This window comes from Pseudomonas sp. WS 5532 (genome assembly GCF_012985445.1).
GTDB classification, from domain to species: Bacteria; Pseudomonadota; Gammaproteobacteria; order Pseudomonadales; family Pseudomonadaceae; genus Aquipseudomonas; species Aquipseudomonas edaphica.
Genome location: NZ_JAAQWK010000006.1, coordinates 1 through 19,818 on the forward strand (window position 1 = coordinate 1; position 19,818 = coordinate 19,818).

At 54.4% G+C, this 19,818-nt stretch carries 20 protein-coding genes and 1 pseudogene; 8 read left to right on the forward strand and 13 right to left on the reverse strand.

Annotated features, from left to right (window positions below; all coding sequences use genetic code 11):
* Nucleotides 1-105: 105 nt before the first annotated feature.
* Nucleotides 106-702, reverse strand: coding sequence for a hypothetical protein (locus HBO23_RS12150; protein ID WP_170038225.1), 597 nt, complete (start codon nt 700-702; stop codon nt 106-108).
* A gap of 584 nt (nt 703-1,286) precedes the next feature.
* Nucleotides 1,287-1,940 (reverse strand): NADPH-dependent FMN reductase, encoded by a 654-nt coding sequence (locus HBO23_RS12155; protein ID WP_229752097.1) that lies wholly within the window; start codon nt 1,938-1,940, stop codon nt 1,287-1,289.
* Nucleotides 1,941-2,789: 849 nt separating this feature from the next.
* On the opposite strand from HBO23_RS12155, the gene HBO23_RS12165 reads away from it, so the two are divergent.
* The 8 genes from HBO23_RS12165 (at nt 2,790) to HBO23_RS12200 (ending at nt 11,441) form a co-directional block, all read left to right on the forward strand.
* Nucleotides 2,790-3,395 carry a cupin domain-containing protein gene (locus HBO23_RS12165; RefSeq protein WP_096143101.1) on the forward strand — a complete coding sequence of 202 codons (606 nt, stop codon included), beginning with the start codon at nt 2,790-2,792 and terminating at the stop codon, nt 3,393-3,395.
* 327 nt (nt 3,396-3,722) lie between these two features.
* Nucleotides 3,723-4,589: a formyltetrahydrofolate deformylase gene (gene purU / locus HBO23_RS12170; protein ID WP_096143100.1), complete on the forward strand. Its 867-nt coding sequence runs from the start codon at nt 3,723-3,725 to the stop codon at nt 4,587-4,589.
* Nucleotides 4,586-5,491: a bifunctional methylenetetrahydrofolate dehydrogenase/methenyltetrahydrofolate cyclohydrolase FolD gene (gene folD / locus HBO23_RS12175; protein WP_096143099.1), complete on the forward strand. Its 906-nt coding sequence runs from the start codon at nt 4,586-4,588 to the stop codon at nt 5,489-5,491. The genes purU and folD overlap by 4 nt, the downstream gene beginning before the upstream one ends.
* The gene (locus HBO23_RS12180) at nt 5,473-6,714 is read left to right on the forward strand and encodes an FAD-dependent oxidoreductase (RefSeq protein WP_096143098.1); all 1,242 of its coding nucleotides are present in this window, start codon (nt 5,473-5,475) and stop codon (nt 6,712-6,714) included. Before folD ends, HBO23_RS12180 begins: the two co-directional genes overlap by 19 nt.
* A 24-nt stretch (nt 6,715-6,738) precedes the next feature.
* The gene (locus HBO23_RS12185; protein ID WP_096143097.1) at nt 6,739-7,041 is read left to right on the forward strand and encodes a sarcosine oxidase subunit delta; all 303 of its coding nucleotides are present in this window, start codon (nt 6,739-6,741) and stop codon (nt 7,039-7,041) included.
* A complete protein-coding gene (locus tag HBO23_RS12190) occupies nt 7,038-9,935 on the forward strand; it encodes a 2Fe-2S iron-sulfur cluster-binding protein (protein WP_096143096.1) in 2,898 nt (965 codons plus the stop codon). Before HBO23_RS12185 ends, HBO23_RS12190 begins: the two co-directional genes overlap by 4 nt.
* Before the next feature lies 1 nt (nt 9,936).
* Nucleotides 9,937-10,542, forward strand: coding sequence for a sarcosine oxidase (locus HBO23_RS12195; protein ID WP_096143095.1), 606 nt, complete (start codon nt 9,937-9,939; stop codon nt 10,540-10,542).
* A gap of 110 nt (nt 10,543-10,652) precedes the next feature.
* Complete coding sequence (locus HBO23_RS12200; protein ID WP_096143094.1) at nt 10,653-11,441, forward strand: IclR family transcriptional regulator; 789 nt, start codon at nt 10,653-10,655, stop codon at nt 11,439-11,441.
* Here the strand turns inward: HBO23_RS12200 and HBO23_RS12205 are convergent.
* The 11 genes and pseudogenes from HBO23_RS12205 to HBO23_RS12255 form a co-directional block, all read right to left on the reverse strand.
* Entirely contained in the window at nt 11,438-12,214 is a 777-nt protein-coding gene (locus HBO23_RS12205) for a thioesterase family protein (protein WP_096143093.1), read from the reverse strand. The two genes, HBO23_RS12200 and HBO23_RS12205, sit on opposite strands and share 4 nt — an antisense overlap.
* 388 nt (nt 12,215-12,602) lie before the next feature.
* Nucleotides 12,603-13,107: pseudogene (locus HBO23_RS12210) on the reverse strand (cyclase family protein); the annotation flags it as partial.
* A complete protein-coding gene (locus tag HBO23_RS33850) occupies nt 13,089-13,331 on the reverse strand; it encodes a hypothetical protein (RefSeq protein WP_229752096.1) in 243 nt (80 codons plus the stop codon). The pseudogene HBO23_RS12210 and the gene HBO23_RS33850, both read right to left, overlap by 19 nt.
* A gap of 590 nt (nt 13,332-13,921) precedes the next feature.
* Entirely contained in the window at nt 13,922-14,611 is a 690-nt protein-coding gene (locus tag HBO23_RS12220; protein WP_096143092.1) for a DUF3313 family protein, read from the reverse strand.
* Nucleotides 14,612-14,874: 263 nt separating this feature from the next.
* On the reverse strand, nt 14,875-15,387 hold the full coding sequence (locus tag HBO23_RS12225) for an acyloxyacyl hydrolase (RefSeq protein ID WP_096143091.1): 513 nt from the start codon (nt 15,385-15,387) through the stop codon (nt 14,875-14,877).
* Nucleotides 15,388-15,538: 151 nt separating this feature from the next.
* Complete coding sequence (locus HBO23_RS12230) at nt 15,539-15,868, reverse strand: multidrug efflux SMR transporter (RefSeq protein WP_096143090.1); 330 nt, start codon at nt 15,866-15,868, stop codon at nt 15,539-15,541.
* Nucleotides 15,865-16,212 (reverse strand): SMR family transporter, encoded by a 348-nt coding sequence (locus HBO23_RS12235; protein WP_096143089.1) that lies wholly within the window; start codon nt 16,210-16,212, stop codon nt 15,865-15,867. Before HBO23_RS12235 ends, HBO23_RS12230 begins: the two co-directional genes overlap by 4 nt.
* Nucleotides 16,213-16,238: 26 nt before the next feature.
* Entirely contained in the window at nt 16,239-16,874 is a 636-nt protein-coding gene (locus HBO23_RS12240; protein WP_096143088.1) for a PqiC family protein, read from the reverse strand.
* Nucleotides 16,871-18,562, reverse strand: a complete 1,692-nt coding sequence (locus HBO23_RS12245) for an MlaD family protein (RefSeq protein WP_096143124.1) — start codon at nt 18,560-18,562, stop codon at nt 16,871-16,873. Before HBO23_RS12245 ends, HBO23_RS12240 begins: the two co-directional genes overlap by 4 nt.
* Nucleotides 18,555-19,169, reverse strand: coding sequence for a paraquat-inducible protein A (locus tag HBO23_RS12250; RefSeq protein ID WP_096143123.1), 615 nt, complete (start codon nt 19,167-19,169; stop codon nt 18,555-18,557). The genes HBO23_RS12245 and HBO23_RS12250 overlap by 8 nt, the downstream gene beginning before the upstream one ends.
* A 2-nt stretch (nt 19,170-19,171) precedes the next feature.
* Nucleotides 19,172-19,777 carry a paraquat-inducible protein A gene (locus HBO23_RS12255; RefSeq protein WP_096143087.1) on the reverse strand — a complete coding sequence of 202 codons (606 nt, stop codon included), beginning with the start codon at nt 19,775-19,777 and terminating at the stop codon, nt 19,172-19,174.
* Nucleotides 19,778-19,818 lie beyond the last annotated feature (41 nt).

The following is a 19,818-nucleotide window of genomic DNA, read 5'->3' on the forward strand; positions in this document are numbered from 1 at the left end:
CGTGACCACCTGTTTCGGAACAGGCGGAGAATCGGTCACGTTGCTACCGAAATGAGCGGTCACGCGTTAGCGAAATGAGCGGTCACGATCAACCGAAACGGCCGGTCACGGTGTTCCGAAATCCGCACTCAGACCATACCCCACTCGAGTGGTCGTAACGTTCTCGGTACGAGTTTTCGATAGGTTGGTATGGAAATCCTCATAGGCGTGGCTACGAAATAAATCCCCTGCTTTTTCCGCTTGATCCAAATCGCTTGCCATACGGTCCAGGCTTGGGCGCAGATCCTCAAAAGCTGCACCTTTTAACAATAGCTCGGTGGCCGAAAATGCATTTTCGGTATAGCGTTTTACGGCGGCAATCCATGCGATCAGTTCTTCATTTCGCGGAGGTTGCTCTTGGGTTAAATTTTGCAGTGCTCGCTGCTTAACACCAATCTCCGCCAGAACTTTTTGCGCATCGTTAAAGGTTCCCATTTCTCCAGCGGAGACCGCGTTATTAAGAAGGCCAGGCACGCGGGAAAATTGGAAAATCACCGCATCGGCATTTTCAAGAGTCGGATAGCTTCGTTCTTCCAGGGTCACGAGCCGGACATCATTATTATCAAGCTGGAGGGCCGTATAGGCTACGAACAGCAGCAAGCCAATAAGCGCCGCAGCTGGCGGCAAAGAGAGCTTAAACATTAACGATATATTTTTGAGCATTAATACAGTTCCCCTTCAGGACGCATCGCAGAGCAGAAGAACAATCAACTTATGTGATTGTTATTAACGCAAGATGGAAAATATGCACGCGTGCGCACCTACACCGCGGCAACACATGGGTGCCCCTTTATCGAGCACCAACAAATATTTTAATATCTCGCAAGCGACGCAGCGATGAGGCCCAGTATTCTGAATCAATACGCCACCGGCTACAGGCTATGGTATTTTTTATTGAGGTTATACACTCCATCCATCGTCTTGGCTCAATGGAGTACTCATCAACAAAAATAAACCCTCGACTCTTCGGCCGCTCTCAATCAAAACCAATAACACCCTTGGTAACCGAGACCAACAATATATATTTAAATGCAGGCACCGAAAACTATGCTTTTAAGCATGGCGACGCTATGTGCTTGGACATTCGGTCGCACGTAGTCATCCAAATGATGGCATACGACAAGGATTATCAGCTTTGATTGCCATCGGCAGCCATAGCTTGACATGCTCCTGTCGATAGCCCTGCATACGAATAAACGATACGGTACTCCATCGAACTATTGTGAACTTGGAAAAACGGCCACTACTTATGCTTTCTTATCAAGAAAACTGAAGCTCATTACTTGCTGCGCCACCAGTGCCAGCAAGTTGGCAGCCGAACCATCGGAACAACTCCCATCATCACTGAATCGAGACTCTAAGGTGTTAAAACCAGCGCCAAATGGTGTCGGCCAACCACGCAGAGCGTGAACGATGGTGCGCAGAGAAGCCAGGGTAGCGCCAGTTGCTTGCCAACCATACGCCGTCACAATCAGTCCTACCGGTCGGCCATGTAGATACGGACGTGTATCCTTAGACGTCTCTTCAAGCAGGTCGAGCGCGTTTTTCACCAAACCTGATACGCCGCCGTGGTAAGCAGGGCTAGCAATAATTAGTCCATCAGCACTACGTACAGCCTCGATCAACTCTCTTTCTGCGTCGCTACGTTCCGAAGCTGGGTCATACATGGAAAGGGAGGCAAGGAAAGGACCGTCAAAAAGTATCGTCCGCGCGCCCTGCTCCTCAGCTGCCTTTAATGCCATGCGCAACGCTCGCTCTGTCGACGAGCCTGGTCGGGTTGTACCGCCAATGCCAATTATCAATTGGGGCGACGCTTCACACATATAGCTATCCCCCGTCTTGGCCGCGTTAGCAGGATCCACATACAGGTTTTGTGTTGCCTCTCTAATTATTTTTTGCATTGTCATCATCCGCTTAGTTAAGATGTAGATATTTATTCAGAAATAGAATCACTCAAACCCGCTCCCCGCGTCAGGAGTAGCGTTACAAATGCTAATTTCATATGAGACAGGCCACTACAAGCAACAGCCACAAGCTCATCGACATTTCATAAGAGTCGTGAACACACGCCCGCAATTCCATTAAGCGCACTGACTGCCAATAAGCATATTTAATTCGCCTACAACAATCCCGCTCGTGACCATTGTTGCGCATACTGCTGAGGCACTTTTAAAATAAACTCAACAGCTTAGCGCTTCAGTCACTAGCAGGAAGCATTGCGATCATGTTTTCTGTTTGTAGTAGGTGTCTTTCTTGACGATAAGCCCGTCTTCAAACTCCCATAGATCGCAGCCGACTATATCGATGTTAGCGCCCCCCGGAGCAGTGCCACGAACACGCCACTCACTGAGTGCTTTGTTGCCAATAATCCAGTTTTTTCCTTCAGTCCACTGAATATCGGGAGAGTCTGCGAACCGTTTGGCGAGTGCAGCTCTGATCGTATCGCGACCACGCAAAGTCGTCCCGACATCCTATTCATTCACTCCTGGTGAAAAACTACGCATGAGAGTTCTGTTGCCTGGTGGCTATTTATTCCAAGCAGGAAACTTATTTTCTCAACAGGAATGCAAGCCTCTTGCCAACTCGGCAATGCGCGCAAAAAAAGGCTGATAAAGGGGAATTTCCGCTCTGCATATGTGAAAATCGTTTTCACTAGGGGAATAATCCTGTCGCAGATAGAGCAGCCATAAATCAAATCGCACATTCCTGGTGCGAATTTAATTTTATTGAACGGAAACCGTGCATACCCGATGAATACGCCCGTAGAACAACAACCGAAGTTGAAGCTTGAGCAATATCTGGGTATCCAAATCAAGCGTCAGCGGCAAGCGCAGGAATTGAAGCTGTCCGATGTTGCGCGCATCGCAGGAATCAGCCAGGGCATGTTGAGTAAAATCGAGAATGCTCAGGTCTCCACCAGTCTGGATAACCTGAGCCGCTTGTGCGACGTGCTTGGCATGCCCATGTCCAAGCTGTTCAGCCAGTACGACCAGCAAGGCAGTAGCGCCCTGCTTGTCAAGCATGACGAAGGACTGGAAGTAGTGCGACGCGGCACCGAGAAGGGCCACACCTACCACCTGCTCAACCACACCCGCGGGCCGAAGAAGAGTTTCGAGGCATACATGGTGACCATGGACGACGCCAGCGAAGAATTTCCGACCTTCTCTCACCCGGGCACGGAGTTCCTGCATCTGCTGGAAGGCGAACTGGTGTATCGCCACGGCAATCAGCTGTATCACATGGAAGCGGGCGACAGCCTGACCTTCGACGGCGACATCCCTCATGGGCCGGAAGAACTGGTGCAGGTGCCGATACGGTTGTTGTCGATCATGAATTACGGCGGTTCAGCGGAATAAAACCTTTCATCGCTACACACCCCATCCCCGGGCAGTCCTGCTTACCGACGATCGCGCCTTCATAATCGCTGTCGCTGGCAAGCCGGCTTGCTACAGCTCAGCGCCGCGCTCCCACAGAGCATAGCCAGTCAATAATTCCCACCAGTTAAAAATGTTTCCAGAAACCTCTGGACGGGTCATTTCCTTTCGCCTATAAAACAGTCTTTGAGAATATTTAATTCCTGATAGGAAATTTTATTCATCCACGAATTACCTGTTCACCCCTGAATTTCTCGCGCTGATCGTTAGCCATTTGCTGAACTGCCGCCATCTTCCAGAGGACATGCCATGCAACACGAAAAGAACCATTTCATTCTCAAGATCAGCTGTCCGGCGACCTCCGGCATCGTTGCGGCGGTCACCTCGTACCTGGCGGGCAACAGCTGCTACATCGGTGAAATGGCGCAGTTCGACGACGAATTCAGCGGCAAATTCTTCATGCGCGCGGTGTTCCGTTTCAACGACGGTCACGCCGGCGACATCGCCCAGCTCAAGGCCGGTTTCGAAGACGTGGCCAAGGCGTTCGATATGCAGTGGGAACTGCACGACACCCGCGCGCCCATGCGTGTGCTGCTCATGGTGAGCAAGTTCGATCACTGCCTCACCGACCTGCTCTACCGCTACCACAAGGGCGAGATGGACATGACCATCACCGCCATCGTTTCCAACCACCTCGACCTGCGCCCCATGGCCGAGCGCGAAGGCATTCGTTTCATCTACCTGCCGGTGACCAAGGACACCAAGGCCCAGCAGGAAGCAGCGCTGATGAGAGTGGTCGACGAGACCGACACCAATCTGGTGGTCCTCGCCCGCTACATGCAGATCCTCTCCGATGACCTCTGCAAGCAACTGTCAGGCCGGGCCATCAACATTCACCACTCGTTCCTCCCTGGTTTCAAAGGTGCCAAGCCTTACCACCAGGCTTACGAGCGCGGCGTGAAGCTGATCGGCGCCACCGCCCATTACGTCACCAGCGACTTGGACGAAGGCCCGATCATCGAACAGGAAGTGCAGCGCGTGGATCACGTGTATCTGCCGGATGATCTCGTCGCCACCGGTCGTGACACCGAAACCGTTGCCTTGTCGAAGGCGGTGAAATACCACCTGGAGCACCGGGTTTTCCTCAATAAGGACAGAACGGTGATCTTCCGGTGAGCACTTCCAAAATAATCGATGGCAAAGCCGCAGCCGCCCGCGTACTCGCCCACGTCAAAGCCGACGTGCAAAACCTGAAACTCGAAGGCATCGAGCCTGCGCTGGCAGTGATTCTGGTGGGTCAGGACCCGGCCAGTCAGGTCTACGTGCGCAACAAGATCCTGCGCGCTGAAGAGGCCGGGATCCGCTCGCTGGAGTACCGCCTGAGCACAGACACCTCCCAAGCGCAGCTGCTCAAGCTGATCGCCGAACTGAACGCAGACGACGGCGTCAACGGCATCCTCCTGCAGTTGCCGCTGCCTGCACACATCGAAGAAACCCGTGTCCTGCAGGCCATCGCGCCGGGCAAGGACGTCGACGGTTTTCACAGCGAAAACGTCGGCGGCCTGAGCCAGGGGCGCGATGTGCTGACGCCCTGCACGCCCAGCGGCTGCATGCGGTTGCTCGAAGACGCCTGCGGTGACCTGAGCGGCAAGCACGCAGTGGTCATCGGCCGCTCGAACATCGTCGGCAAACCCATGGCAGCCCTGCTGCTCAAGGCCCATTGCTCGGTGACCGTGGTGCATTCACGCAGTGTCGACGCCAAGGCTCTGTGTCGTCAGGCCGACATCGTCGTCGCCGCCGTCGGCCGTCCACGGATGATCGACGCCAGCTGGCTCAAGCCAGGTGCAGTGGTCATCGACGTCGGCATCAACCGTATTGAAGAAGACGGCCGCAGCCGCCTGGTGGGTGACGTCGATTTCGACAGCGCCCTGCCCCAGGTTTCGGCGATCACCCCGGTGCCGGGTGGCGTCGGGCCGATGACAATCGCCTTCCTGATGAAAAACACCGTGACCGCTGCCGTTCAGCAGTCCCAATTGCACAGCAGCCCCTTGGAGGCCGTATGCCTTTCAATCTCCTGAAATACGGGCTCAGCTCGGAATACCCGGTCGAGGTCGATCTGCCTGCGCCGAAAGAACTCAAATCCTCCTACGACGTGGTGATCATCGGTGGCGGCGGCCATGGCCTGGCCACCGCGTACTACCTGTCGAAATACCACGGCATCACCAACATCGCGGTGCTGGAAAAAGGCTATCTGGGTGGCGGCAACACGGCGCGAAACACCGCCGTGATCCGCTCCAATTACCTGACCAGCGAAGGCGTGCGTTTCTACGCCGAATCGGTGCGCATGTTCGAAGGCCTCTCCAACGAGTTCGACTTCAACATCATGTATTCGCACCGGGGCCAGCTGACCCTGGCCCACACCGACGCCACTGTGCGTTCGTTTCGTCAGCGCGCCGAGGTCAACAAACACTTCGGAGGTCGCACCGAGATGATCGACCGCCAGCAGATTCGCGAACTGGTGCCGTCGCTCAACCTTGATCCGGGGCACATCCCCGTACTTGCCGGCCTGTGGCACATCGACGGCGCCACGGCGCGGCACGATGCCGTGGCCTGGGGTTACGCCAAGCAGGCGGCCAAGCGTGGCGTGGAGATTCATCAGCTCACTGAAGTTCAGGAACTGGTCATCGAAAACGGCACCATCACGGCGGTTAAAACCAATCGCGGCACCATCAAGTGCGGCTGCGCGGTTCAGGCCGTCGCAGGCATGAGCTCGCAGCTGATGAAGAAGGCCGGGATTCGCTCGCCGATCCAGACCTTCCCGCTGCAAGCCATGGTCACCCAGCCGTTCAAGCCGTTCCTCGACCCGCTGGTGAGTTCGTCCGCCCTGCACTGCTACGTGCAACAGACCAGCCGTGGCGAAGTGGTGTTCGGCGGCGGCTCCGATCCCTACCCGCTGTTCAACACCCGCTCGACACTCGATCTGAAAGAAAGCCTGCTGGCCCACGCCATCGAAATGTTCCCGTTCCTGGCCAACGCCAAGCTGATGCGCCAGTGGGCCGGGATCACCGACATGACCCCGGATTACAGCCCGATCATGGGCCTGTCGCCGGTGAAGAATTACTACCTGGACGCTGGCTGGGGCACTTGGGGTTTCAAGGCCACGCCGATCTGCGGCAAGACTATGGCTGAGCTTGTATCCAGCGGCGGCAAGGTGCCGGAACTGATTAGACCGTTCGGTCTGGAGCGGTTTTCGACCTTCCAGCAAGTCAACGAAATGGGCGCGACAGCGGCCAGTCACTGACCGCCATTGAGTAAGGAGAGAGAGATGAAAATCATGACTTGCCCGCTCAACGGGCCGCGCAATATCAGCGAATTCACCTACGGCGGCGAGTTCAAGCAGATGCCCGATCCTCAGACCTGCAGCGACGCCGAGTGGGCCGATTACGTGTTCAACAGCGAAGACGTTCTGGGTGTGGTTCGCGAATGGTGGATTCACAACCCGTCCAGCTATTGGTTCCTGGCCGAGCGTCACACCGGCAGCGACGAAATCCTGCTCACCTTCGATCCCAAAGAGCTGTTCAGCCAGCGCGTCGAGTTCGTCGTCGCTGCCAAGGAGACCGCCCGATGAGCCGCCTTCCCGCCCCCATGGGTCTGTTAATCGACCGCAGTCAGCCGCTGGATTTCAGTTTCGATGGCAAGCCGTATCAGGGCTTTGCCGGCGACAGCATCGCCAGCGCCCTGCTTGCCAACGGCCGCTTTCTGCTGTCTCGCTCGTTCAAATACCACCGACCACGCGGCCCCCTGACCATGGCCGGGCAAGACGCCAACACGTTGGTGCAGTTGCCCAGCGAGCCCAACGTGCTGGCCGACAGTCACTTGTTGGAAAGCGGCGTGCAGGTCACCGGGCAGAACTTCAACGGCTCGCTGGACAACGACAAGGACGCTTACCTCGGCAAGTTCTCCAAGTTCATGCCGGTGGGCTTTTATTACCGCTCGTTCTACAAGCCGAAGGGCGCGTGGAAACTCTGGGAGCCGATCATTCGCAAGAAGGCCGGCCTGGGCGTGCTCGATCTGAAATTCCAGCCCGAGTATTACGACAAAGCCTATTTGTTCGCTGATCTGGCCGTGATCGGCGCAGGCCCTGCCGGTCTTCAGGCCGCACTGACTGCCGCCAACGCTGGCGCCAAAGTGCTGCTGATTGAGCAACAGCCGGTCCTCGGCGGCTCGCTGACTTACGCCCGCTTCGATCTCGAAGGCACTCGCGCCGAGACCGTGCGCCGTGAACTGGTCAGCGCCGTCGAAGGCCACGCCAACATTCGCGTGTTGAAAAAATCCACTTGCAACGCCTGGTTCACTGACAACTACCTGCCGGTGATTCAGGGCAAGCGCATGTACAAAGTGCGCGCCACGCAATGCCTGATCGCCAGTGGTTCGTTCGACCAGCCGGTGATTTTTCGTAACAACGATTTGCCTGGCGTGATGCTGACCAGTGCCGCGCAACGCCTGATGAAGCTCTACGCAGTCAAGCCGGGCAAGCGCGCTGTGGTGCTGACGGGCAACGATGACGGTTATCTGGCCGCGCTGGACCTGCACGATCAGGGCGTAGAAGTGGCTGCGCTGGTGGACATGCGCAGGAACCCCGCCGACCGCGCACTGCTGCTGGCGCTGGAAAAGCGCGGCATCACCTGCCATCTCGGCAGCACGGTTTTTGAGGCGCTGCACGAAAAAAGCATGCATCACGTCAGCGGCGCCGACATCCGCACGATCACCGGGCAAGGTCAGGTCGCCGGCAGCGGGTTGGTTGTCGATTGCGATCTGCTGTGCATGTCCGGCGGCTACATGCCGGTCTATCAGCTGCTGTGTCAGGCCGGTGGTAAGCTGGCCTACGACGACCAACTGGCGGAGTTCAACCTCAGCGGTCTGCCGAAAAACCTCAGCGTTGCGGGCTCGGCCCACGGCTATCACGCGCTGGACAACGTGCTGGCCGACGCCATTCATGCCGCTGCCGATATCGTCATGGCGCTTGATCTGGATCTGGCCGCCAAGCCGCTGGCGATGCGCCCTGAAGCGCAGGTCAACTTCCCGTGGCCGATCTTCCCGCACCCCAAAGGCAAGGATTTCGTCGATTTCGATGAAGACCTGCAAGTGCGCGACATCATCAACGCCACCAAAATCGGCTACCGCGACGTGCAACTGGTCAAGCGCTACTCCACTGTAGGAATGGGCCCATCCCAGGGGCGTCATTCGGCATTGCCGACAGCGCGACTGGTTGCTGCTTCGACCCAGCGCAGCATCAGCGAAACCGGCGTCACCACAGCTCGTCCGCCCTTTGAGGCCGAGAAGCTGGCCCACGTCGCAGGGCGTGCGTTTGACCCCTACCGGCAGACGCCAATGCACAAACGGCATGTGGAGGCTGGCGCGAAAATGATGCCCGCCGGCATCTGGCAGCGTCCGGCTTATTACGGCAAGACCACCGAGCGTGAGGCATGCATGCAGGCCGAAGCGCTGCGCGTGCGCAACAAGGTCGGCATCATCGACGTATCGACCTTGGGCGGTCTGGACGTGCGCGGTCCGGACGCCGCCGAATTGCTCAACCGCATGTATACCTTCGCCTTCCTCAAGCAGCCGATTGGTCGCTCCCGTTATGCGCTGATGACCAACGAGCACGGCGTGGTCATTGACGATGGCGTGTGCGCACGCTTCGGCGAGCACCATTTTTACGTCACCGCCACCACCAGCGGCGTTGATCGCATCTATCAGCAAATGCTCAAGTGGAACGCACAGTGGCGCCTGAATGTGGACATCGCCAACGTCACGGCGGCGATTTCGGCGGTCAACGTGGCAGGACCGGATTCACGCAAAGTGCTGGAAAAGGTCTGCCAGGATCTGGATCTTTCGGCTGAAGGTTTTCCTTATCTGGGTGTGCGTCAGGGCACTGTGGCGGGGATCAAGGCGCGCTTGCTGCGGGTCGGTTTCGTCGGCGAACTGGGCTATGAAATCCACGTTCCCGCTCGTCACGCATTGAAGCTGTGGGACGCATTGATGGAAGCCGGCAAAGCCTTCGATATCCGCCCGTTCGGCGTCGAAACCCAACGCCTGCTGCGTCTGGAGAAGGGCCACGTGATCATCAGTCAGGACACCGACGGCATGACCCATCCGGGCGAGATCGACATGGGTTGGGCGGTGAGCCGTACCAAGCCGTTCTTCGTAGGCCGCCGCTCGGTGGACATCCTCGAAGCCCAGCCGCAGAAACGCAAACTGGTGGGTTTCACGCTGCCCAAGGCCAGTCCGCAACCGCTGGAAGGCCATCTGGTGCTCAGCGGTCGGGACATCAGCGGCAACGTGACGTCCTGCGAGTACTCGCAATCCCTGGACAAGATCATCGGTCTGGCCTACGCCGCGTTCGATCAAAGCCAGCCAGGGCAGCAGATTTCGATTCGTGTCGAGGACGGCGTGATAGTCCAGGCCACCGTGGTGAAACTGCCTTTCTTCGATCCTGAAAACCAGCGCCAGGAGCTCTGACATGTCGAGCCTCAACACAGAAAGCTACATCGAACCCGCTCCACTTCAGCTCGGCGCTCTACAACAATGTGTGCTGGTCGACCTGACCGAAGTGCCGAGGGTTGGCTTTCGCGGTCAGCAGAGCGCCGATTACTTGCAGGCCCGGGGCTTCAGCCTGCCGGATGCGCCGAACCGGGCGATCACTCAGGCCGATGGCAGCTATGTGGCGCGTCTGTCACAGACTGAATACCTGATCCTCGGCAGTCTTCAGGACCGTGGCGAACGCATCGCCGATGAGGAAGCGCGCTGGGAGCTGGATCACAGCGCCAACTATCTGCTGCCCCGGGAGGACAGCCATGCCTGGCTTCACTTGAGCGGCGTGTCCATCGCCGAGGTCATGGCCAAGCTCTGCGGCGTCGACCTGCGTCCTGCCGCGTTCCCGCCAGGCGCCGTTGCGCAGACCTCTGCAGCGCGCATCAACGTGATCGTGATCAACCTTGGATCGATAGGGCAGCCGGCGTTCCAGATCCTCTTCGACCGCGCGTCGCTTGCGTACTTCAAAGGCGCTGTACTGGATGCCATGGCCGAATTCGATGGGCAGGAGCTGAAGATAGAGACACTTCAGTGAGCTCTATCCCTGCAGCAACTCCGTTTGCCGGCAGTGGCGATTTCAATGATGTGACCGCCTGCAAACCATGGAGCCACAGATAGTAGAAAGGTCGTTATCAAGGAGTATCCATGAACATAGCGGAAGTGTCCGCCAAGGAAGCCGACTACAGCGTCCCCGCCCTCGCCCGCGGGCTCAGCGTACTGGGCATGTTCAACGCCCACACACGCAACCTGAGCCTGCAGGATATCGCCGAGCGTCTGGGCGTTAGTAACTCGGCGGTTTACCGCATTCTGTTCACGTTAACCAGCATGGGTTACCTGAACAAGCAGAACACCCAGTACGAACTCGGCGCACGGGTAATAAGCGATGGCTTCAGTTATCTGGCCAGTCGCGACCTAGTCGAAGTAGCGATGCCGCACCTGAACGAACTGCGTGATCGCACCTCTTTGTCCTGCCACCTGAGCATTCGCGAGCAGACCGATAGCCTGTACCTGTATCGGGCGTTTGCCGCGCAAAGGCTTTCCGTAAACATCCCAGTGGGTACGCGCATCGCCTGTCATTGCACGGCCATGGGCCGCATGCTCCTTACCTCATTGAGTGAAATAGAGCTAGGGCAGTTATACCAGCTTGTCCGGCTGGACGATTATCCAGCACCCGCACCGCGTACGTTGCTTGAACTACAAAATTTGATTAGCGAAGACCGAGACAGGGGCTGGGTATTGCACCGATCCGATTACTCAACCGCAATTGCCGCGCCGATCAGAGATCATAACGGACACGTCGTGGCCGCCATCAATCTTTCCGGCCCTGATGCTGTGATGGATTCTGAGGACGTTAAAGAGCAATTTCGAGCATTACTACTGGCAAGCAGTGTGAGCATTAGTAACGAACTAGGTTATTCCAATCCATTGGGCTAGATGAAAATAGCTACTGTTTGGCGCCCCGTTAATACCTGCGCTCCACTCTCATCCCAGACATCTAAGCTTTGAAAAGAGTAACCGTTACCGGCTTTTAGGCTAAATGTACGTATCAAAAACCAATCACCTACAGTTGAAGGGTTTGGTAAATCGAACGCCCAAGAAACAGTGCTAAACAACGCGGGCGTATCAAAACAAGCACTAACACCCGGCGGCACGCAGTCAGCGAGTGCAATCAACGCGACAGTGGCGTCGACGCCTTCGGCGTCAACATGTCTAGCCCAGACAATTAACTCTGGTATCGCTGCACCTGAAAACGGTAACGCACCGCCTGCCGGACGAAATTCAAAATTGTGAGCGCAAGGAGGAGCATTATGGTCCAACACTAAAACTGGGTAGATATGCGGACCGCCTACATCAGGCATTCGCGTAAAATCGTGGATAATCTTACTCACTCGGGGGCGAGCAAACTGCATGACCATATGTAGAATATGTCTATCTTCAGAAACAGTGTCTGCCGCCATTGAGATCAGCGACTTCCCCTCATACAAGTGTTTCGCGCTGAACGTCTGAGATGCAGAGCAAGGACTCAAAAAGGACACATGCGCAGATACCAGTGCGGGCAGCTGCGCTGGAGCCTCTAACATCGCTATGTGCAATGAAAGCGCGGCGGACAAGCCACCATAAACCGTTCGTCCTTGAAGCCAGTCTGATGGGGGAGGAAACGGTTCGGTTGCTTTAAACTGCTGAAAAATCTGGGTTAACGAACTCATTGCATTCCCCGATCAGATATATTGGGAATTTGAAGGATTGACCTTCAAAATTTACAAAGACCATCAAGCCTAAAGCGTTAAGCTTATTAGGACTCTGAGAGATTGCTGTGGCTATGTGACCGGTTGATTACACGAGCAAACAAGAGTGCAGTTGGACGACAGGCGGTATTTACTGCGGTATGTTAGGCTTACCATCGGCGTGCAATCCACGGCGACGGAAGCTGGCCATTATGATGATCGCGATCGGATTTCAGAAAAGTACAAAAACTACCTGGCACACCTCACCGAACATAAAAGTTATCTAATTTTTTTACAATCGGCGCTGACCCAGTTCAGGCCAGCACCATACTATCTATACAATCCCCTTATTACGAGCTCCCTCGCCCCCTCACTTAATCACGACAGGGTTCACCGGAGCCCCGCTTCCGTCTACAACTTTTAAAAGTGCTGCTGTATACAAAAACGTCCATTGCACATCACGCGCATAATCTCCAGCGAATGCATCCAGCGCGATGATCTCGCTGAATGTCACGCCTAGGTTTCGCATAAGTGCATTATGCAGAGGTAATTGGACGCCGCTCACCGGATCGACAGTAACTTCGCTGGCTATTGTATCGGTTACAAGGTTAGGAATTTCCATTTCATGAAACCAATGGACCAGCTCTGGGCTGAAGCTGAGGCCAGGTTCTAAAAAATCTTCATAAAACTCTTCCGCTGAAACTTTATAAAACCTACCAATCCATCCAGTCCGGATAAGAAAAATATCGTGCTTCTGGATCTCAACCCCCTGAGCCTTGGCGGCAGCTATGAGATCAATATGGTTGAATATTTCACCTCGGTCCATATTCCTTGACGCGGAGTCTGCCCATATCGATCAAAATACCACGGCCAACATCAACTGCCGAGCGAGCGGAAATTGTTCGAACAGTTCTCCGTTTGCCGAGCTGTGGTGCGTGAAGCGCTGTCGCAACTCAAATTTGAAGACCTGATTACAATGCAACGGGGCAAAGGTGCCTTTGTCGCCAAGCGTGGAGAGCGGCACGCTTTTAGGCTGAGCGAGGTCTCGTTGGGCGAAGAAAACTCGCTCCTGCACATCTTGGAGTTTTTGATCACCCATCGACGTAGCCGCCACTCGTCTAGCGGCAACACGTCACACCGTCGAGGACCTCAAAGGATTCGCCAAGCCCTGATTGGGATGGAATATGCGATTGTCAATGATCGCCTGGGCGACGAGTAGGACTATGCGTGTCACCAGGCCATCTTTGCAGCGCCCCCCCACTTTAAAGCGCTGAATGAGTATCTGGATCATAGTGTCCGTCGTCTTATACGCGAGGCACGAAGCAACAATGCCACAAACTACCATGAGCTTGTCGAGGACGTACAAAACGAACGCCATGCAATTTTTTGGCGATTCAAGCTCGATACTCAGCGAAGGTAGGCGAGCCGGCAGAGCGGCATCTGCGTAATGCAGGTAAACGAATGAACATGTACATCGAAGAATGGCACTTGAGTCTTCTGTTCACCCCATCCTCTATCGGGCGGCTTGACACCCGAGCGCAAGACGAAGGCCAGCGCTTATAATCGAAGCAGATATACACACTGGAGCGCAACGAACGCCAACTAGGCGGCGCAAGCAGCTGATCAATACCACACCATACAGCCTCTCTCGCGCCCGTTACCTCATACCTCCGATAGAGGGCCGGGCATTTATTGCAAGGGTCTGCCCAACGGAGACAAAAACTGCGTTGCTTCTACGGAAAATCTAGCAGCAAGTGTCAACGCGTGTGAACTTCGACTGTAATTGCCGAAAAACTCTTTTATTCCACCTGAGTCTGCCCACAGCAGCATCGCCTTCTGCTGGCCGGTCACCCCATCCACTGCTTCCAACTCAACAGCTAAAGCGCCGTTGAGTAATGGACCAATAGCGAGGGAGGTGAGCGTGTTCAGCACCGGAGAGGCTTCCGTGATACGCGTAATGCGTACTTTGACATGTAGGATAGGTTCAGTAACCCCCTCCCCGCCTGACAGGTAGAACTGTTTCTGCATTTCACTATTGAGCTTGTCCTGCAACACACCGAGAACTTCTGCGCCTACGTCAGGGGAAATTTCTTCTGATACGGCTGGAGAAATCAGAACCGGCTCAATTATCGCAAACCTATATCGGCCAAAGTCCCCAGGTTGGGGAGGGATCGACATGACATTTTCCCCGCTTGACACCAACCCCTGATAGGACTGCGCCTGATCAGACCTAACTGGGGTATGCGATGCACACCCACTTATGCTGCCAATGACGACCGCTAACACAACACTAAACCGCAACTGACAGGCTGCCATCGAAGGGCGGCTTGGCGGCACAAAAATTGTCCTATTAAAAAACTTCATTCCAGACACCAGCATAATCTTCGCTTCCTTTTGCACGCATGGGAGTGCCCATGCTAGGGCTAACTTTGATTAGTCAATAACGTCAGTGACGGCCTTTCATGATGAAGTCAACTATATTAAACTCAGAAATTTTCTGAGCAGTTGAACATAGAAGAGTCATCCGACAAGAATAGTTAAATCAAGTGGACGATGACGCGGAAGAACATCAGATCAAATTACGCCCTTACTTTCCAATATCAAAAAGAAAACTCAAAAATGATTGCCGCCGATGCCTATCGCTAAAAAGCGTGACTATAAAAAAGTGAAAATGATTCAATTCCGTCATTCGGCTCTTTGATACCTGCGTTTGAGTAATGAATAACCCGGGCACCCACTCGCTGTGTGTCCCCTATCTTCAATCCTGCGCCTAACCGGTCCTCGAAATTGAAAGCGGATCCAAGCTCTCTGTCACCGGCACTGCCGCCGGAAAAAACCGCAACTCCCACGCCCAACTCTATGAAGGGCTTAACATATGAAGCGCCAAACTCGTAGACAAAAACGGGAGCAAAAGAGAGCGAATGTCGCGCGCCGGCTTTTTTGCCAGACTCCCAATAGGTATACCCGTAGTCCCAATACCCCGTCAGCTTACCCGTCGAGCTTTGGAACCACGACTTATCCCAAGCCATCCCCACGCCTGCTCGAGCGGTTAGGCCACCCTGACTGGTCGATCCAATGGCAGAAGAAAACTCAATCGCTTGAGCGCCAAAAGATAAGGGTAAGAGTGCAAGAGCACCCAAGATGATTTTTTTCATATAAATACCTGCTCGTAATCAACATTATGAGTGAGCGTTGCGAAAGGCCCAACTGTTAGAAAATAGGAATGACTCTAACAAGCGGCCTTAGGGGAGCAATCCCGCTCCATGACACTCCCCACGAGATGAACTAACAGCTTTTGCAGATCAATCAGCTGGCGTGCTGCGCTCCGAGTTCGATTAACAACACTCCGCCGACGATGAAGATAATCCCTAACCCCATTAGCTTCGTCAGTGGATCCTTGAAAAGTAGCTTTGCAACAATTGCCGTCAGCGCCACGCCGCTTGCAGACCAGACTCCGTAGGCCACCCCAATACTCACCCCCTCAGCGAGGGTTAAGCTCAGCAACGAAAAGGCAATCAGATAGGATGCCGCGACGGGCAAAATCCAGATTTTGCGGCGAAAACCATCCGAAGCACGCATGGACAGTGTTCCGCAGACTTCAAACAAAATCGCGCCGATCAAATAGACCCAACTCATCGTGTCTGCTCCATTTTCCCATGCGCCGCACCTGCGCCTATTTCGACCAACCATACGCCCGCAATGATGCAAGCGATCCCCAGGCCCATGATCCAACTCAGGGAATCATCGAAAATAACGTGTGCCATTACCGCTGTAAGCGCAACGCCACAAGCCGCCCAAATGCCGTAGGCCACTCCAATAGCCATGCCCTTACGTAGAACCATCGATAGCGATACGAAGGCGCCCACGTACCCGCAGACGACGACAACGAACCATTGAGGGTTATCCATAGCGGCTCGAAGTGAGAGCGTCGCCACGACTTCGAGCCCTATGGCTGCGAAAAGCCAAATCCACTTTTTCATTAGGTTTCCTCTTAAGTGCCTAAGTATTAGTCTGCCCCAGCCAGAGCTGCTAGAGAGGCATTGATTTGACAACCAGCATTCGAGTCCGCCATCCAATGCGTCGCCGTACCCACGATACGACTGCCGAGTTCTTTAACTATTCGTTGGTGAGCCAGCACTAAGGCCTCTATTCCAGTACCGGCGCCCCGACGAATCACCGAGCCGCAGGTCAGGCTTCGATGAGCACCATCAATGCCAGTGCGTCTTAGGCTCCAGGCGGCCTCAACCAATGAGTAACGACCCGGGACCGACTCAAAACGGCGTACGTCAACCTGGAGAGAAACATGGGGCAAGCCAGGCTCGCGCGCAAGCCCTGCCCCGTCGACGCGGCCCATTTGCAGCCTTAACTCATGACTTAACGCCACTCTCACCTCATCTGCCAAGGGCGCGGCCCAGTGCTCCGTTTCAAGTATCCGCATACTGCTCTCACCTTGACGAACAACGATCTGAGGCTGATCAACCTGAACGGGTACATTGACCGTCGTAAGTGAATATTGAAATGGCACGGCGGCGTTGGCGTTGGCGGAATCTGTAGCAGGAAGCAAGGTGTAATAGCGAGTGGGCGCAGAACTGCAAGCGGCCAATACCAGAAACGCCGCGAACCAACAGAAACGTATGTTCACTTGGAAGACTCCGCCGGTTGAGCTGATGAGGCAGACGTACTCGAACGAAAGCTATCGGGTTCGCCTTCCTTTACTCTGCCGCGAATCAGCGCTTCGGGGTGTCGGCTCAAAAGATCACTGAGTACGCGCACTGATCGAGCGGAACGCTGGACTTCATCCATGACTTGGCCAAATTGCTGGCGCTGTGGTGAGTCTTCAGCAAAACTTTCATTGACTACCGACAGTGTCTTTTGAGTCTGCCCCAAAGCATCCCGCATTTGCGGAAGGACTTGCCCGTTAACTTGCTGCAACGTCTTACGCATTTCGACCAAGTTGGCATTGAGGTTATCCGCAATACGTTCGACCGGAATTTTGCTCAATTTTTCCACAATCCGCTGCACCTGATCCTGCAACTTGTCTAAACTCCCGGGGATCGTAGGCATTTCCATAGGTCTGGCCGCAAGGTTAAAAGGTACAGGTTGGGCATGAGGGACGAAATCAAAAGAGACATAAAGCTGCCCCGTCAGCAAGTTTGCCGTTTTGACCTGAGCGCGCAGCCCCTCTTTGACAAAGATCGATATCAGCTGGGCTGATTTTTTACCATCTTCATCATGACCAGCATCATAGGCTGTCAGTATTTGTTCATAGGCCTGGCCCAAGCGCTGGGGATAAATGACCGCACCGACCACGACTGCAAAGTTATTAGTCGAACGGTTGAAGTCCAAATCGGTTGACACCACCTTGCCGATATTTACCCCTAGAAACTCCACCGGGGCATTGATCGCCAAGCCGCGCATTGACTGATCAAAATGCATACGAATGAAAAACGGTTCACCATCAGGCGGTGCCAAAGCTGTCGCCTGATCTTTAAAGAGTGGAAACGCGCCGCGCTCGTCTGCTGCCTTCGCATCATTCCCATAGGGCGGCTCCATAAACGCAATGCCGCCCGACACGATCGAGGCGACTGACTGAGTATTAACCTTCAGCCCATCCGCTCCAAAGCTGACGTCCACACCGCTGGCGTTCCAGAAACGAGTGCCTGTGGTGATAAAGGCATCATTCGGAGCAGTCACGAAAATTTCGATTTCTACGCCCTTACCGTCGGCGGATAACTGATATGAAACGACCTGTCCAACTTCGATGCGACGGTAATAGACAGGCGAACCAACATCCAATGAGCCAAGGTCATCTGCACTCAATGTATAGCGCTTGCCTTTCTGTCCATAGGTAATTGGCGGTGGACTTTCCAAACCCTTAAAAACGATTCTAGTGTCATGGGACTCGCCAGGGTCAGCTCCGATGAAGGCGCCAGACAAAAGCGTATCCACGCCTGAAATACCTTGCGCGCCGATTCGAGGGCGAACCACCCAAAAACGTGAATCCTGAGCCGTAAACGCCTTGGCGGCTTGGTCTAACTGAATAGTTGCCACCGCGTGGTCACGATCGTCGCTCAAGGTAATGTCGGAGACTTGCCCAATTACAACATTTTTGTATTTGACCTGTGTTTTTCCAGCAACCAAGCCTTCAGCACTGAGAAAGGTCACTTTTATTTCAGGCCCCTTTGACAGGATGCTGTGCGCCGCCATCGATAAGCCAATTAATGCCGCCACTATGGGTAGTAACCAAACCAACGAGACCCCCTTACTTCGATCCTTTACACCCGGCGCTTCAGGCTTTCGTTGAGTTTTGACATTAAATTGATCAGACATCTTCAACCTCAGCATCCCAGATAAGACGGGGATCGAAACTCATAGAGGCCATCATGGTGAAGACCACGACAAGGCCGAAAAAAACAATCCCAATTCGTGGCTCGATATTGCTCAGCATTTGAAACTGCACCAGTGCGGCAAGCAAAGCGACGACCAGCACGTCAAGCATCGACCAGTAGCCAATGCGCTCTACGACGCGATAGAGACGAGCGCGCTCCAAGGTGCGCCATCGGCTACGTCGTTGGGTGCTCATGAGTAACACGAACATAATCAGAAACTTCATACAGGGCACTACAACGCTGGCTATAAAAATGAGCGCCGCGATGTCCCATGCCCCGCCCTTCCAAAGTTCGAGCACACCACTCATGATCGTACTCTCGCGGCCATTACCGACAATATCGGTGCGCATCACCGGCAACAAATTGGCGGGCACATAACATAGCAAGCCCGTTATAAGAAGTGACCAGGTTCTAACAAGGCTATTGGGTTTGCGTCTATGCAATGTCGCGCCACAGCGCGAACAAATTAATGCATCACTGGAACTTGCCTTCTTACAGGTGTGACAGAGAACCAGTTGCAACTCTGAAGCAATTGGCGGACGTTGAATCGTCATACGTCCTTTGCCTCATCCCATAGCCGTTGCATACTTTTGCTGGTGACAATGATGCTCACAATACAGAGTAATACTAATGCAACCAGACCCATACCTGGGCGCACATCTAACAGCCCGCTTAGTTTAATGATGGCGACCAAAATACCGAGCAGACATACTTCCAGCATGCTCCAGGGCTTCAACTTCACTAAAAGCCGCATACACCCCTTAAACCCCGGTGCACGCCTACCCTGGTAGGCAAATCCAAGTAACCAGCACAAGAGACCAATTTGCAGCCCTGGGGCTAGTATGATGCATACACCTGCTACGAAGGCAATTGGCGTAATATCTCCTCGTGCAAGCGCCCATACGGATGACCACAATGTTGCTTGATTACCCGCACCCTGAAAACTTATATCGATTACGGGAAAAACATTAGCAAATACGAACAAAAGCGCGCTGGCTATCGAGATTGCAAACAACTGCTCAATCGTCAGCGCTGAACCTTGCTGGAGCACACCATCGCAACGCGTGCAAATGGATGTCTGACCTGGCTTCAGCGGCAAGGATTCGAAGACTGAATCGCAGTGCTCACAGATAATCCAGTCATCACACTGATGCATAAGAGTGTTCCTAAACGTTGTTCCGGCAGTCAGTTCGATTA

Coding starts and splice junctions, on each gene's coding strand:
- HBO23_RS12150 (WP_170038225.1), bottom strand. CDS start 702: ATGCTCAAAAATATATCGTTAATGTTTAAGCTCTCTTTGCCGCCAGCT.
- HBO23_RS12195 (WP_096143095.1), top strand. CDS start 9,937: ATGTCGAGCCTCAACACAGAAAGCTACATCGAACCCGCTCCACTTCAG.
- HBO23_RS12230 (WP_096143090.1), bottom strand. CDS start 15,868: ATGAGTTGGGTCTATTTGATCGGCGCGATTTTGTTTGAAGTCTGCGGA.
- HBO23_RS12245 (WP_096143124.1), bottom strand. CDS start 18,562: ATGTCTGATCAATTTAATGTCAAAACTCAACGAAAGCCTGAAGCGCCG.
- HBO23_RS12190 (WP_096143096.1), top strand. CDS start 7,038: ATGAGCCGCCTTCCCGCCCCCATGGGTCTGTTAATCGACCGCAGTCAG.
- HBO23_RS12255 (WP_096143087.1), bottom strand. CDS start 19,777: ATGCATCAGTGTGATGACTGGATTATCTGTGAGCACTGCGATTCAGTC.
- HBO23_RS12200 (WP_096143094.1), top strand. CDS start 10,653: ATGAACATAGCGGAAGTGTCCGCCAAGGAAGCCGACTACAGCGTCCCC.
- HBO23_RS12205 (WP_096143093.1), bottom strand. CDS start 12,214: ATGAGTTCGTTAACCCAGATTTTTCAGCAGTTTAAAGCAACCGAACCG.
- HBO23_RS33850 (WP_229752096.1), bottom strand. CDS start 13,331: ATGGGTGATCAAAAACTCCAAGATGTGCAGGAGCGAGTTTTCTTCGCC.
- HBO23_RS12155 (WP_229752097.1), bottom strand. CDS start 1,940: ATGCAAAAAATAATTAGAGAGGCAACACAAAACCTGTATGTGGATCCT.
- HBO23_RS12220 (WP_096143092.1), bottom strand. CDS start 14,611: ATGCTGGTGTCTGGAATGAAGTTTTTTAATAGGACAATTTTTGTGCCG.
- purU (WP_096143100.1), top strand. CDS start 3,723: ATGCAACACGAAAAGAACCATTTCATTCTCAAGATCAGCTGTCCGGCG.
- HBO23_RS12185 (WP_096143097.1), top strand. CDS start 6,739: ATGAAAATCATGACTTGCCCGCTCAACGGGCCGCGCAATATCAGCGAA.
- HBO23_RS12235 (WP_096143089.1), bottom strand. CDS start 16,212: ATGAAAAAGTGGATTTGGCTTTTCGCAGCCATAGGGCTCGAAGTCGTG.
- HBO23_RS12225 (WP_096143091.1), bottom strand. CDS start 15,387: ATGAAAAAAATCATCTTGGGTGCTCTTGCACTCTTACCCTTATCTTTT.
- HBO23_RS12180 (WP_096143098.1), top strand. CDS start 5,473: ATGCCTTTCAATCTCCTGAAATACGGGCTCAGCTCGGAATACCCGGTC.
- HBO23_RS12165 (WP_096143101.1), top strand. CDS start 2,790: ATGAATACGCCCGTAGAACAACAACCGAAGTTGAAGCTTGAGCAATAT.